Below are 13,725 nucleotides of genomic sequence, written 5' to 3'. Positions count from 1 at the left end.
GGTAGGCAACATGAACAGCCACAAGGGAACCCCACCGGTGAAACGCCTGCTACTCAATTGCGACATGGGCGAGAGTTTCGGCAGCTGGCGCATGGGCCTGGACGCCGAGGTCATGCCCTACATCGATTGCGCCAACATCGCCTGCGGCTACCATGCCGGCGACCCGGGCACCATGCGCCACACCGTGGCCCTGGCGCTGGCGCACGGTGTGACCATCGGTGCGCACCCGGCCTACCCGGATCTGGTCGGCTTCGGCCGCCGCTCCATGGCCTGCAGCAGCGAGGAGATCCGCGACCTGCTGCACTACCAGATCGGCGCCCTGGATGGCATCTGCAGGGTGCTTGGCGGCCGTGTGGCCTATGTAAAACCCCATGGCGCGCTGTACAACGACATGATGGCCGACCCGCTCAAGCTGCGTGCCGTACTTGAGGCCGTGGCCGCCTATGACGCCAGCTTGCCGCTTATGCTCATGGCCACTGCCGACGACAGTGCCGCCCGGGCCCTGGGCGAGGCGGTGGGTGTGCCGCTGTGGTTCGAAGCCTTCGCCGACCGCGCCTATACCGCCAGTGGCCACCTGGTGTCCCGGCGCCTGCCCGGCGCGGTGCACCACGACCCGACGCAGGTACTCGAACAGGCCCTGCGCCTGGCGCGTGGCCAGGCACTGGTGGCCGATGACGGCAGCGCCGTGCAGCTGGATGCCAGCACCCTGTGCGTACATGGCGACAACGACAGCTCCGTGGCGGCAGTGCGGCAGATCCGCCAGGCCCTGGATGCGTTGGTGCAACCATGATCAGCCCACGCATCGAGGTGGTGGCCATCGACAGCGTGATGGTGCGCCTGTTCGACACCATCGAGGAGGCCAACATGCCCTGGATACTGGCCGCCAGCGAGCGTCTGCGTGCGGCTTTCGGCGCGCGCCTGGTCGACCTGGTGCCGTCCTACACCACGCTGATGGTGCAGTTCGCGTCGGCTCCGGGCGAGGCGAGGGCGTTGATCGGCAAGGCGCTGGAGGGCTTGCAGCCGGACACCGGCAATGCCGGGCGCCGGCACGAGATGCCCGTGTGGTACCACGCCAGCGTCGGGCCGGAACTGCCGCAGCTGGCAGCCCGGAGCGGCTTGAGCGAGGCCGAGGTGGTGCGCCTGCATTGCGCGCGCGAATACCCGGTGTTCGCCTTGGGCTTCGCCCCAGGGTTCGGTTTCATGGGGCTGGTGGACGAACGCCTGGCCAGCCCGCGGCTGAATACCCCGCGCAAGCGCGTGGCCGCCGGCAGCGTGGGTATCGCCGAGCGGCAGACTGCCGCCTACCCGGCGGTGTCTCCGGGGGGCTGGAACCTGATCGGCCGTACCCCGGTGAAGCTGTTCGACCGCGAGCGCGACGGCTACAGCCTCTTGCAACCGGGGGACCGGGTACGCTTCGTAGCGGTGTCCCATGCCGAGTTTATGGCGTTGGGCGGCGATGACACCCCGTTGGAGGCCCTGGCATGAACCAGTTGACGATCGACACCTGCACGCCGCTGTGCCAGGTGCAGGATGCCGGGCGTTTCGGCGTGCGCCACCTGGGCGTCACCCAGGGCGGTGCTTTGGACTGGGTGGCCCTGCGCTGGGCCAACTGGCTGCTGGGCAATGCCTGGGATGCGCCGGTGGTGGAGGTGACCCTGGGAGGCTTCAGCGTGGTGGCCGAGCAGGACTGTACGCTTGCCCTGGCAGGCGCTGACCTGGATGCACAGGTCGACGGCCAGCCTGTCCAGCCCTGGCGCAGCGTGCGGCTCGCCAAGGGCCAGCGCCTGAGCCTGCACCAGCCTCGGCAGGGCGCACGCGCCTACCTTGCGGCACCCGGCGGGTTCCAGGCCGAGGCGGTGCTGGGCAGTTGCGCGACAGTGGTGCGCGAGGGCCTGGGCGGCCTCAACGGGCAAGGCGCGGCGCTTTCCAAGGGCCAGGTGCTGGCGTTCTCCGGCAGCTCGCCGACGTTGCGGGAGGTGCCGGAGTCATTGCGACCGGGTTACCAGGGCACGCCAGAGCTGGACCTGGTGATGGGGGCGCAGATCGGCCAGTTCAGCGGCACCAGCCTGTTCGAGGCGTTCAACCGCGACTGGACCCTGGACAGCCGTGCCGACCGCATGGGTATTCGTCTGCTGGGCCCGCAACTGGTCTACCAGGGGGCGCCGATGATTTCCGAAGGGATACCGCTGGGGGCCGTGCAGGTACCCCCGGATGGGCAGCCGATCGTGCTGCTCAATGACCGGCAGACGATTGGCGGGTACCCGCGGCTGGGGGCGTTGACGCCGCTGGCGTTGGCGCGACTGGCGCAGTGCCTGCCGGGAGCGGTGGTGCGGTTCAGGGCGGTGGTGCAGGATTTGGCCTGGCAAGAGCAGCAGGCCTACCTTGTGCGGTGGGGGTGAGGCCATTGGGGCTGCTTTGCAGCCCTTTCGCGGCACGAGGCCGTTCCTACAGGGGATCGTGCACGGCCTGCAGGAGCGGTATGTTCACTTGGACAGGTAGCGCATCCCTTCCTCCAACCCTTGCAAGGTCAGCGGATACATCTTGTCTTCGATAAGGTCGCGCACCAGGTGGGTCGAAGCGGTGTAGTCCCAGGCCTGCCTTGGATAGGGATTGATCCAGATGATCTTCCTGAACTTCTCCATGAAGCGCTGCATCCACACATACCCCGCTTCCTCGTTCCAGTGCTCCACGCTGCCACCGGGCTGGGTGATTTCGTAGGGCGCCATGGCCGCATCGCCGACGAATACCACCTTGTAGTCGTCGCCGTACTTGTGCAGCAGGTCGAACGTGGAGAAACGCTCTGAGGTGCGGCGCAGGTTGTTCTTCCACACCGACTCGTAGACGAAATTGTGGAAGTAGTAGTACTCCAGGTGCTTGAACTCGGTCTTGCAGGCTGAGAACAGCTCTTCGCAGACCTTGACGTGGGCGTCCATCGAGCCGCCGATGTCGAACAGCAACAGCAGCTTGACCGTGTTGCGTCGCTCAGGGCGCATCTGGATGTTCAGAAGCCCGGCATCCCGGGCGGTATGGTCGATGGTGCCATCGATGTCCAGTTCCTCGGCGGCGCCTTCGCGGGCGAACTTGCGCAGCCGGCGCAAGGCCAGCTTGATGTTGCGTGTGCCCAGTTCGACCTGGTCGTCGAGGTTCTTGTACTCACGCTGGTCCCAGACCTTGACCGCCTTGCCCTGGCGCTTGCCGGCCTCGCCCACGCGGATGCCCTCGGGGTTGTAGCCGCCGGAGCCGAACGGGCTGGTGCCGCCGGTGCCGATCCACTTGTTGCCGCCGGCATGACGTTCCTTCTGCTCCTCCAGGCGCTTCTTGAATTCCTCGATGAGCTTGTCCAACCCGCCCAGGGACTGGATCTGCGCACGCTCCTCATCGCTCAACGAGCGCTCGAACTCCTTGCGCAGCCAGTCCTCGGGAATCAGTGCCTCCAGGTGCCGGTCGAGGTTTTCCAGACCCTTGAAATAGGCCGAGAAGGCCCGGTCGAACTTGTCGAAATGCCGTTCGTCCTTCACCAGGATGGCCCGGGCCAGGTAATAGAACGCGTCCATGTCGGCGAACACCACCCGCTGCTGCAAGGCATTGAGCAGGTCGAGCAGTTCGCGCACCGACACCGGCACCTTGGCCGCGCGCATTTCATTGAACAGGTTGAGCAGCATGGCCGGCTCCTGTCAGCGATTGCCGCGCCGGCTCATGAAGGCCAGGCGTTCGAGCAGCTGCACGTCCTGCTCGTTCTTGACCAGGGCGCCGGCCAGCGGCGGGATGGCCTTGGTCGGGTCGCGTTCGCGAAGAACCGCCTCGCCGATGTTGTCAGCCATCAGCAGCTTGAGCCAGTCGACCAGTTCGGAGGTGGAGGGCTTCTTCTTCAGGCCTGGCACCTTGCGCACGTCGAAGAACACGTCCAGCGCCTCGCTGACCAGCGATTGCTTGATGTTGGGGAAGTGCACGTCGACGATCTGCTGCAGGGTGTCGCGGTCGGGGAAGGCGATGTAATGGAAGAAGCAGCGGCGCAGGAAGGCGTCCGGCAGCTCCTTTTCGTTGTTGGAGGTGATGATGATGATCGGACGCTGCTTGGCCTTGATGGTCTCGTCGATCTCGTAGACGTAGAACTCCATCTTGTCGAGCTCCTGCAACAGGTCGTTGGGGAACTCGATGTCGGCCTTGTCGATTTCATCGATCAGCAGGATCACCCGCTCCTCGGCTTCGAAGGCCTCCCACAGCTTGCCCTTCTTCAGGTAGTTGCGCACGTCATGGACCTTGTCCACGCCCAATTGCGAGTCGCGCAGGCGGCTGACCGCATCGTACTCGTACAGGCCCTGGTGGGCCTTGGTGGTGGACTTGATGTGCCAGGTGATCAACCGGGCGCCGAAGGAGGCCGCGAGCTGTTCGGCGAGCATGGTCTTGCCGGTACCCGGCTCACCCTTGACCAGCAGCGGGCGTTCCAGGGTGATGGCCGCGTTGACCGCCAGCTTCAGGTCGTCTGTGGCGACGTAGTCGCGGGTGCCTTCGAACTTCATGAACCGATCCTCTGCGCAAGCCTGCATCGGCCCTGTCGCCGGCTTGCCGGCGACAGGGCCCGTGCGGGCAACCTCTGTTTGTGATTTGTCAGCGACTATAACGCCGCGCCCGGCGCCTGCAAACGCAGACTGGGTATTCAGTCTCTGAATGGTGCGTCGCGCCCCGGTTCAGTCGGAATCGGGCGGCGACTGCTCGTAACGTGCATTGAACGCCTGGATGAAGCCATTGCGCAGGATCTGCAAGAACGCCTCGAACCCACTGATGTCGCGTTGGTGCACGCTGCCGCTGAGCTCCACACGGGTGGCGAACTGGTTCTTGGGCTGGTTCTTCAGCACCGTTTCGCTGGCGCCGACCAACGCTTCCCAGATCGAACGGAAGAAACCCTTGTCCTTGTCTTCGACGTCCTGCTGCCAGTTGAACACGTCCACATCGCGCAATAGCGGCTTGATGTAGCCGTTGAGCCGGCCCTGTTCGGCCTGGGCTTCAATCACCAGGTCACCGTGCCCGGCGTTGAAGTCGAACTTGCCATAGGCACTGGCGAAATCGTTGAGCCGGCGCAGCTGGATGTCGGTGGCGCGCAGGCGGAATTCGAAGTCGTCGAAGTCGCTGAACGGGTCGAAGGTGGCGCGGCTTTCCACCCGGGCGTCGCCCAGCAGGCGCGCCGTGCCGTCGAAGCTGGCGTCGCGCCGGCCTTTCTCGTCGCGCACATTGGTCAGGTTGCGGATGCTGGCCTGCAGTTGGGTGGCCTTCAGGTCCACGGGCGGCTTGGAGGTGAAGTTGCGAAAGGTCAGGGTGCCGTCGTCGATGCGCACTTCGTTGAGGGTGATGGGCAGCAGCTTCTCCAGCTGCTGGCGCCAGTCGGTGCCCTGGCCGGTCTGGGAATTGCGCTTGTTGCCACCGTCGACGAAGTTCAGCTCTGGGTGCACGAACACCACTTCGGCCACCACTGCCTGGTCGTACCACAGCGCGCGCCAGCTCACCGACAGGTCGACCAGCGGCGCATCGAGCAGCGGCACCGGGACCTTGCCGGTGGTCTTGACGATCTTCAGGCCGTTGACCTGGTAGGCGCCGCGCCACCAGGCCAGGTCGACATCGGTGATGTGGCCGCGGTAGTCGCCCATGTCGGCCAGCCTGTCGTTGAGGTAGTCGCGCACCAGGTAGGGCAGGGCCAGGTGCAGGGCCAGCAACAGGGCAACCAGGCCGGTGACGCCGAGCAACGGCCAGCGGTAACGCGCTTTCATCGAAGGCTCTCCGAGGGCGGGTTGTCCGGTTGACCGCGCCGGGCTTGGCCGAGTTCGAACGGGCTTTACTGGCCTGTGGGGCGGGCTTACCCTTGAGGCTTTCCTGCACGGTTAAGGACCCTGCCATGAGCCGCATCTACGCAGACAATGCCCATTCCATCGGCAACACGCCGCTGGTGCAGATCAACCGCATCGCCCCGCGCGGGGTGACCGTCCTGGCCAAGATCGAAGGGCGTAACCCAGGTTATTCGGTCAAGTGCCGGATCGGCGCGAGCATGGTCTGGGATGCCGAGAGCAGTGGCAAGCTCAAGCCGGGCATGACCATCGTCGAACCGACCTCGGGCAACACCGGCATCGGCCTAGCGTTCGTAGCCGCTGCCCGTGGCTACAAGCTGCTCCTGACCATGCCCGCTTCCATGAGCCTGGAGCGGCGCAAGGTGCTCAAGGCCCTGGGCGCCGAACTGGTGCTCACCGACCCGGCCAAGGGCATGAAGGGCGCGATCGAGAAAGCCAACGAGATCGTTGCTTCCGAGCCTGGCAAGTACTACCTGCCGGGGCAGTTCGACAACCCGGCCAACCCGGCGATCCATGAGAAGACCACCGGCCCCGAGATCTGGAACGACACCGACGGCGCGGTGGACGTGCTGGTGGCGGGCGTCGGCACCGGCGGCACCATCACCGGTGTTTCGCGCTATATCAAGCACACCCAGGGCAAGTCGATCCTTTCGGTGGCGGTGGAGCCTGTGGCTTCGCCGCTGATCAGCCAGACCCTGGCCGGCGAGGAGCTCAAGCCCAGCCCGCACAAGATCCAGGGTATCGGCGCAGGTTTCGTGCCGAAGAACCTGGACCTGTCGGTGGTCGACCAGGTCGAGACGGTCACCGACGAGGAGGCCAAGGCCATGGCGCTGCGCCTGATGCAGGAAGAGGGCATCCTCTGCGGTATCTCCTGTGGTGCGGCGATGGCGGCGGCGGTGCGCCTGGCCGAGAAGCCCGAGATGCAGGGCAAGACCATCGTGGTGATCCTGCCGGACTCCGGCGAGCGCTACCTCTCGAGCATGTTGTTCAGCGACCTGTTCACCGAGCAGGAAAACCAGCAGTAGGCGGCTGCTGGGCAACCTAATCGCCGGCAAGCCGGCTCCCACGAAGCACGCGTAGCCTGGGAGCTTGTCCAGCATACCGCTGATCCGGCGCAATGCTCGATGGCGCGCTTTGTTGCAAAATCCTCAACACTGCAGTCCGGCCCCGGTTGTTTTTACCGGGGCCGGATGGGTTTATGATGGCCGGATGATTTTGCGTGGGAGCAGGCTACGGCCTGGTTTCCTCTCCAAGGAGTTGTTGCATGACCTTTTCCTTTGCAGCCAAGGCAGGTGTCCTGCTGGTGTTCTTCGGTAGTGTGCTGTTCGTGCACTTGCGCGGCAAGGCGCGCTTGCCGGTGTTGCGCCAGTTCGTCAACCATTCAGCGTTGTTCGCCCCTTACAACAGCCTGATGTATCTCTTTTCCGGCGTACCTTCCAAGCCCTACCTGGACCGCCAGCGCTTTCCGGAACTGGACGTGCTCAAGGACAACTGGGAGGTGATCCGTGAAGAGGCCATGCGCCTGTTCGACGAGGGCTACATCCGCGCGGCGGAGAAGGACAACGATGCCGGCTTCGGTTCGTTCTTCAAGAAGGGCTGGAAGCGTTTCTACCTGAAATGGTACGACAAGCCGTTGCCCTCGGCCGAAATGCTCTGCCCCAGGACCGTCGAACTGGTCAGCCGCATCCCCAATGTCAAGGGCGCCATGTTCGCCCTGCTGCCGGGCGGCAGCCACCTGAACCCGCACCGTGATCCCTTCGCCGGCTCGCTGCGCTATCACCTGGGCCTGTCGACGCCCAATTCGGACAACTGCCGCATCTATGTCGATGGCCAGCCGTACGCCTGGCGCGACGGCGAGGACGTGATGTTCGACGAAACCTACGTGCACTGGGTCAAGAACGAGACCGACGTCACCCGCGTCATCCTGTTCTGTGACATCGAGCGGCCGCTCAGCAGCCCGCTGATGACCCGCATCAACCGCAAGGTCAGTGCCTTCCTCGGGCGCGCCACCGCGCCACAGAACACCGATGACGAGCGCGTGGGCGGCATCAACCAGGCCTATGCCTGGAGCAAGCGCTTCAGCAACCGGATCAGCACCCGGGTGAAGCAGTTCAAGCGCGCCAACCCCAAGGCCTACCGCATCCTGCGGCCGGTGCTGGCGATGGTGGTGGCCTACCTGCTGTACCGCTGGTTGTTCTGACGCCCTGGCCCGATCGTCGGCGAACCGGCGATCGGGCCCTGATCATCACGCGCCTTGCCCAGTAGCGGATACGCCGCTATAGTCGGATCCATTCACATCCTTCCAGAAGACCTGTTCATGCCAGCCATCCCTTCCACCACTGCTTTCGTCCTCGCGCCTGTCGCGGGCGTGGCCGTGCGTGGCAGCCAGCAGCCGGCCATGATCAGTCACTACCCACCACCTGTCAGTGGCGTCGTAGGCGGCGTAGCTCCGCCTCCTTGCGCAGTCGTGGTGCTGGGCTGACCGGCCCCTGGCCGCACCCCACCGCACGCGCAACCTACTGAACACGGTCGGCTATATCCCTCGCTAACGCGACAGCCTGCCGTTTGGCTTTCTTGCCCAATACAGGTGGCAACACATGTCTGTCTTTTCCAAAGCATCCGTGGTCTCGGCGGCCACGACCAGCTTGTTCGTCCTGCTGTGGAGCAGCGGGGCGATCGTCTCCAAGCTCGGCCTGGCCCAGGCCAGCCCGTTCGCCTTCCTCTTGCTGCGCTCGGCGCTGGCCCTGGCCGGCCTGCTGCTGATCGGCCCATTGCTGGGGCTGCGTTGGCCGCGTACCCCGGGTGCGATCCTGCGTGCCCTGGGGACTGGCTGCGTACTGCTGGGCGCCTATCAGGTCTTTTACCTGCTGGCGCTCGATACTCACGTCACGCCCGGCGTGATGGCTACGGTGATGGGCGTGCAACCTATCCTCACTGTGGTGCTGATGGAGCGCCAGCGTTCCTGGAGCCGCTTGTTCGGCCTGGGCTTGGGGCTCGGCGGGCTGGTGATGGTGGTGTACCAGGGCATCAACCTGGGCGGGGTATCCCTGGCCGGAATGCTGTTCGCCCTGCTGGCGCTGGCCAGTATGACCTTTGGCTCGATCCTGCAGAAGCGCATCACCGACAACCCCATGGGCACCTTGCCGCTGCAATACCTGGCCGGTTTCGCCCTGTGCGCGGTATTCGCGCCGCTGCAACCGTTGCATGTGCAATGGAACGCGACCTTCTTCGGCGCGCTGTTGTGGATGGGCCTGGTGGTGTCGTTGCTGGCGACCCTTCTGCTGTACCGGCTGATCGCCCGAGGCAACCTGGTCAATGTCACCAGCCTGTTCTACCTGGTGCCGGCGGTGACGGCGGTGATGGACTTCCTGATCTTCGGCAACCGGCTGGCACCGCTCAGCCTGCTGGGGATGGGGTTGATCGTCGTCGGCTTGCTGTTCGTGTTCCGCAAGCCGGGGTTGCGGCCGGCTGAGGCTTGAGGCCCGGGGGCCGCTTTGCGGCCCGTTCGCGGCGCAAGGCCGCTCCTGCAGGGGCGGCCTTGCCTCGCGATCGCTATCTGGCCGGTCGCAGCACCAGCCACAGCGCCATGCCAATCAGCACGCCGCCATACAGGTGCGCCATCGACAGCGGCTCGTCCAGCAGCCAGGCGCCCCAGAGCACGCCGAACACCGGGATCAGGAAGGTCACGGTGCTGGCCTTCACCGGCCCGATCTCAGCCAGCAGGCGGAAGTACAGGATGTAGGCGAAGGCTGTGCACAACAGGCCCAGGCCCAGCAGCGACGACCAGACCTGCCAACCGCCCCAGCTGGCCGGAGGCTGGGTCAGGGCGCTCCAGGCGAACAGCGGGGTCAGCAGCAAGGTGGCGCCCAGCATGCTGCCCAGGGCGGAAAGCCGGCTGTCCAGGTCGCTCAGCCAACGCCGGGCGAGAAAACCGGCGAAGCCATAGCAGGTGGTCGCGGCCAGGCAGGCCAGGGCGCCTTGCAGCAGGGCCAGGTCCAGGGCAACGGGGCCTGCGCCGCTTAGGATGCCGACACCGAACAGGCCGAGGAAGATCCCGCACAGCTTGGCCAGGGTCATCGGCTCACGGAAGAACAGCACGCCGATGAGCACGCCCATCAACGGTGTGGTGGCATTGAAGATCGCCGAATAGCCCGCCGGCAGCACCTGGGCCGCCACCGAATAGAAAGTGGCTGGAATTCCTGAGTTGATCATCCCCAGCACCAGGCAGGCACCCAGTTTGCCTTGGAAGTTCCAGCGCACCCGTGCCGCCGCCAGGATGGCCATCAGCCCCAGGCAGGCGATCGATACCCGGAAGAATGCGGTCGGCACCGTGCCAAGCTCCGGGGCGATGATACGCATGAACAGGAAGCTCGCTCCCCAGACGGCGGCAAGGGTCAGCAGGCGGGCAAGGGCGGTGGGGCTCACGATGGTCTCCAGCGATCGGCAAGGGCGCGAGTGTACGCTAGCGGGGGAAAGCGGTTCTTGTCCTTTCTTGCGGTGTGAATTCGCGCTGGTCCTGTCGCGGGACAAGCCCACACAGGTGGGACGGTGTGCTGCCCCTGTTACCCGCGAAGGGCGATACCAAGAGCGGGAGATGAAACTAAGCTGACGTGTTGAACCCCAGCACAGAGGTCCTTCGCATGTCCCAGCCCTGGCCGGCAGCTCAGATCGCCCGGATGATTCTCGATGGCTTCGACGACTACCGCGAGCATTTCCGGCGCATCACACTCGGTGCCCGTGAGCGTTTCGAACAGGCTCAGTGGCAGGAAACCCAGCGGGCGGCCGCGAGGCGGATCAACCTCTACGAGGCCAAGGTCAATGAAGTCAACGGTTGGCTGCGCCAAGGTTTCGCCGAGATGGTGCTGCTGGACGTGGAGCAGTGGCCGCTGGTCAAGAGCGCCTACATCAGGCTGATCGACCCACGGCTGGACGATGAACTGTCGGAGACGTGGTACAACTCGATCTTCTGCAGCCTGTTCAGTCATGACCTGATCAGCGATGGCTGCATGTTCATCCACACCACCCGACCCTCGATGCGTGGCCACGAACGTGCGGCGCAGACTCGTACCTACCGGCCGGACGGCAGCCTGCGCAACCTGCTGCGGGCCGTGTTTGCCGACTATCCGTTCGACGTGCCCTACGCTGACCTGGAGGGTGACGTGGCGCGCTTGGAGGGGCAACTGCGCGACTGCCTGCCGGACTGGGTGTGCAAGGATCCGGCATTGGCCGTGGAGCTGTTTTCGCCGGTGCTGTACCGCAACAAGGGCGCCTACTTGGTCGGGCGGCTGTATACCCCCGACGAGCAATGGCCGCTGGTGATCCCGTTGCTGCACCGCGAGGGCCATGGCATCGAGGCGGATGCGCTGATCACCGACGAAGCCGAAGTCTCGATCATCTTTTCCTTCACCCGTTCGTATTTCATGGTCGACGTGCCGGTGCCCGCGGAATTCGTCGGTTTTCTCAAGCGTATCCTGCCTGGCAAGCATATCGCCGAGCTGTACACCTCCATCGGCTTCTACAAGCATGGCAAGTCGGAGTTCTACCGTGCCTTGATCAACCACCTGGCGACCACCGAGGATCGCTTCATCATGGCGCCGGGGGTGCGGGGCATGGTGATGAGCGTATTCACCCTGACCGGCTTCAATACGGTGTTCAAGATCATCAAGGACCGTTTTTCGCCGTCCAAGACCGTCGACCGGGCCACGGTGATCGACAAGTACCGCCTGGTGAAAAGCGTCGACCGGGTCGGGCGCATGGCCGATACCCAGGAGTTCGCCGACTTTCGCTTCCCCAAGGTCAAGTTCGACCCCCAGTGCCTGGCCGAACTGCTGGAGGTGGCGCCTTCGACCGTGGTGCTCGAAGGCGATACCGTGCGTATTCGCCACTGCTGGACGGAACGGCGCATGACCCCGCTCAACCTCTACCTCGAGCAGGCCAGCGAGGCCCAGGTGCTGGAGGCCTTGGAGGATTACGGCCTGGCGATCAAGCAGCTGGCGGCGGCGAATATCTTTCCGGGCGACATGCTGCTGAAGAACTTCGGCGTCACCCGCCATGGCCGGGTGGTGTTCTATGACTATGACGAGATCAGCTTCCTCACCGAGGTGAATTTCCGGCACATTCCGCCGCCTCGCTACCCGGAGGACGAAATGTCTGGCGAGCCCTGGTACTCGATTGGGCCCCACGACGTGTTCCCCGAAGAGTTCCCACCGTTCCTGTTTGCCGATATCGGCCAGCGGCGATTGTTCAGCCGGCTGCATGGGGAGCTGTATGACGCCGATTACTGGAAGGGACTGCAGGCGGCGATTCGTGACGGGAAGGTCATCGATGTGTTTCCGTATCGGCGTAACGCACGCTGAGCCTGGCCACGGCTTTTGTGCAGCCGGACGCACAGGCATCACCGAAGCGTGTGGTGGTGCCCATGCGTCGTTATTTCACAGCTGGGTAAGCACCAGGTGGGTACCCGCCTTGAGGTATTCGAGCTGCGCTTGCAGCGCATCACGGACGATAGCTTTCCCGGTATCGGTCAGCTTGGCTTTCTTGGCCTGCAGAGCCGCCAACTGTAGCAACTGCATGGTGACATCCATCGAGTTCATGTAGGCGGTCAGGGTGCTGTTGCGTGATCCCAGCAGCCCGATAAGTGTCTCGATACGCTTGTCCGCTTCATCCCGAATGGCCCTGTATTCCTGGGCCGAAACGCAGCCATCCGCGTAGATGGCGCTCAGCAAGTCCTCCAACGAGCCGGAGTAGAAGGGCGCATTCTCGTCCTGATTGGTGAAATCGGTCTTCATGGGTCAGTGCTCTCGACAAAAAGGTGAATGGCGTCGGCTGTGATGCCTTGCTGTGCATTGTGTCGATACCCCTGTAGAACCTGCGGTAGATATGTCTGGCATGAGGTGTCGCTGGTCATCGTGTGGCTGCGGCTTGCAGGCACTTCAGCTCACGGAAATCAGCGCGCACCTTGCTCAACCGCTGTTGGAGAAACTGCCGCTGCCCGGGGGTGCTCTGCTTCATCAGGTCTACCAGCAGGCTGCGAGCCTGTTGCTCGGAGCGCTGAAAGGCGATGCGGTATTCCGGGCTCCATAGGCTTTCCTTGCGTTGTAGCAGCTGGGCGATCCGAGGCTCGAAGGCGGGGGTGTTGCGCTGGGCCATGGCCTTTACCAGTTGCTGCTGCCAGTGGGCGCGATTGGCAATGCGCTGGCCGTTCTGGTCCCCCAGCGCCTGGGACCAGGTCAGCACGCGCAGGCGCTGGGGCGCGTTGAGCTCGCCGAACCAGGGCTCCAGGCGCTCTTCCATGCGCTGGGCGCGTTCGCTGACCTGCTTGTGCAGTGGCGTCTTGTCGTATTGCGTCTGGCGCTTGTGGATATCGTCGCGCAAGGCCTGGCTCATCTCCTTGACCTGATCATCGCTCATACCACGCAACAACTCGGTGGCTGATGGCGTGATCGCCTCAGCGACCCGGACAATGGCCTGGCGCGCTTCGTCGGTGCGCTGGCGCAGGGCCTGGTCGGTAACCTGATCGTTGGCCACCATCCGGCGGATCTGGTCGAGCCACTCCAGGTAGCTGGGCAGCTGGGTCTGGCAATGCCAGGCCAGGTGTTGCTTGAGCCGCTGGTCGAGCCAGGCCTTCTGCTGGCGGTTCATGTTCAGGTAGTCGCCCAGCGACCAGGGCACCAGCACGTCGAGGTTGCGATAGGCCAGGTCGATGCGGCTGCAGGCCACCACGGCCAGGGCGAAGCAGAGGGCGAGGAACGCGTGGCGCAGGGTCAGGAGCATGGGCCAATCCTTGCTGGGGCTTGCCTGGCAGTAGATGCAACCTGGCCACCGCAGTTCCTGGGCATGGATGGACAGGCGGCCGGGGCTGTTCAGGTGTAGAATAGCCGCCTTGTCT

Annotated in this window: 14 protein-coding genes; 8 read left to right on the top strand and 6 right to left on the bottom strand. The window is 64.4% G+C overall.

The genetic code is table 11. From position 1 onward, the window contains the following. Positions 1 to 10: 10 nt before the first annotated feature. The 3 genes from AC1MHZ_RS22080 to AC1MHZ_RS22070 are packed head-to-tail and all read left to right on the top strand — an operon-like array spanning position 11 to position 2,399. A complete protein-coding gene (locus tag AC1MHZ_RS22080; protein ID WP_482966916.1) occupies positions 11 to 790 on the top strand; it encodes a 5-oxoprolinase subunit PxpA in 780 nt (259 codons plus the stop codon). Further along, positions 790 to 1,485, top strand: a complete 696-nt coding sequence (gene pxpB / locus AC1MHZ_RS22075; RefSeq protein ID WP_143515241.1) for a 5-oxoprolinase subunit PxpB — start codon at positions 790 to 792, stop codon at positions 1,483 to 1,485. Before AC1MHZ_RS22080 ends, pxpB begins: the two co-directional genes overlap by 1 nt. Further along, on the top strand, positions 1,482 to 2,399 hold the full coding sequence (locus tag AC1MHZ_RS22070; RefSeq protein ID WP_084858391.1) for a 5-oxoprolinase subunit C family protein: 918 nt from the start codon (positions 1,482 to 1,484) through the stop codon (positions 2,397 to 2,399). Before pxpB ends, AC1MHZ_RS22070 begins: the two co-directional genes overlap by 4 nt. An 84-nt stretch (positions 2,400 to 2,483) precedes the next feature. Here the strand turns inward: AC1MHZ_RS22070 and AC1MHZ_RS22065 are convergent, their stop codons facing one another. The 3 genes from AC1MHZ_RS22065 to AC1MHZ_RS22055 all read right to left on the bottom strand — a co-directional run bounded on the left by AC1MHZ_RS22065 (position 2,484) and on the right by AC1MHZ_RS22055 (position 5,762). Then, a complete protein-coding gene (locus AC1MHZ_RS22065; RefSeq protein WP_084858392.1) occupies positions 2,484 to 3,662 on the bottom strand; it encodes a vWA domain-containing protein in 1,179 nt (392 codons plus the stop codon). A 12-nt stretch (positions 3,663 to 3,674) separates the two neighbouring features. After that, complete coding sequence (locus AC1MHZ_RS22060; protein WP_084858393.1) at positions 3,675 to 4,520, bottom strand: AAA family ATPase; 846 nt, start codon at positions 4,518 to 4,520, stop codon at positions 3,675 to 3,677. 168 nt (positions 4,521 to 4,688) lie between these two features. Next, a complete protein-coding gene (locus tag AC1MHZ_RS22055) occupies positions 4,689 to 5,762 on the bottom strand; it encodes an AsmA family protein (protein ID WP_084858394.1) in 1,074 nt (357 codons plus the stop codon). Positions 5,763 to 5,887: 125 nt separating this feature from the next. Between AC1MHZ_RS22055 and cysK the strand changes: the two genes are divergently transcribed. The 4 genes from cysK (at position 5,888) to AC1MHZ_RS22035 (ending at position 9,316) form a co-directional block, all read left to right on the top strand. Beyond that, positions 5,888 to 6,862 carry a cysteine synthase A gene (cysK, locus tag AC1MHZ_RS22050; protein ID WP_084858395.1) on the top strand — a complete coding sequence of 325 codons (975 nt, stop codon included), beginning with the start codon at positions 5,888 to 5,890 and terminating at the stop codon, positions 6,860 to 6,862. 239 nt (positions 6,863 to 7,101) lie between these two features. Beyond that, a complete protein-coding gene (locus AC1MHZ_RS22045; protein ID WP_482966915.1) occupies positions 7,102 to 8,037 on the top strand; it encodes an aspartyl/asparaginyl beta-hydroxylase domain-containing protein in 936 nt (311 codons plus the stop codon). A 117-nt stretch (positions 8,038 to 8,154) separates the two neighbouring features. Beyond that, positions 8,155 to 8,319, top strand: coding sequence for a hypothetical protein (locus AC1MHZ_RS22040; RefSeq protein WP_172403051.1), 165 nt, complete (start codon positions 8,155 to 8,157; stop codon positions 8,317 to 8,319). Between the two features lie 115 nt (positions 8,320 to 8,434). Continuing rightward, positions 8,435 to 9,316, top strand: a complete 882-nt coding sequence (locus tag AC1MHZ_RS22035; protein WP_084858397.1) for a DMT family transporter — start codon at positions 8,435 to 8,437, stop codon at positions 9,314 to 9,316. A 73-nt stretch (positions 9,317 to 9,389) separates the two neighbouring features. Here AC1MHZ_RS22035 and AC1MHZ_RS22030 read toward each other — a convergent pair whose 3' ends face one another. Beyond that, positions 9,390 to 10,262: a DMT family transporter gene (locus tag AC1MHZ_RS22030; RefSeq protein ID WP_084858398.1), complete on the bottom strand. Its 873-nt coding sequence runs from the start codon at positions 10,260 to 10,262 to the stop codon at positions 9,390 to 9,392. Between the two features lie 215 nt (positions 10,263 to 10,477). Here AC1MHZ_RS22030 and aceK point away from each other — a divergent pair, with 215 nt between their 5' ends. Next, the gene (aceK, locus tag AC1MHZ_RS22025) at positions 10,478 to 12,193 is read left to right on the top strand and encodes a bifunctional isocitrate dehydrogenase kinase/phosphatase (RefSeq protein WP_482966914.1); all 1,716 of its coding nucleotides are present in this window, start codon (positions 10,478 to 10,480) and stop codon (positions 12,191 to 12,193) included. Positions 12,194 to 12,268: 75 nt separating this feature from the next. Here the strand turns inward: aceK and AC1MHZ_RS22020 are convergent, their stop codons facing one another. Further along, complete coding sequence (locus tag AC1MHZ_RS22020) at positions 12,269 to 12,625, bottom strand: hypothetical protein (protein ID WP_084858400.1); 357 nt, start codon at positions 12,623 to 12,625, stop codon at positions 12,269 to 12,271. A 115-nt stretch (positions 12,626 to 12,740) separates the two neighbouring features. After that, entirely contained in the window at positions 12,741 to 13,610 is an 870-nt protein-coding gene (locus tag AC1MHZ_RS22015) for a DUF6279 family lipoprotein (protein WP_084858401.1), read from the bottom strand. Positions 13,611 to 13,725: the final 115 nt, after the last annotated feature.

The organism is Pseudomonas sp. FA-1 (assembly GCF_056856075.1).
This window is presented reverse-complemented; position numbering and strand designations above follow the sequence as displayed.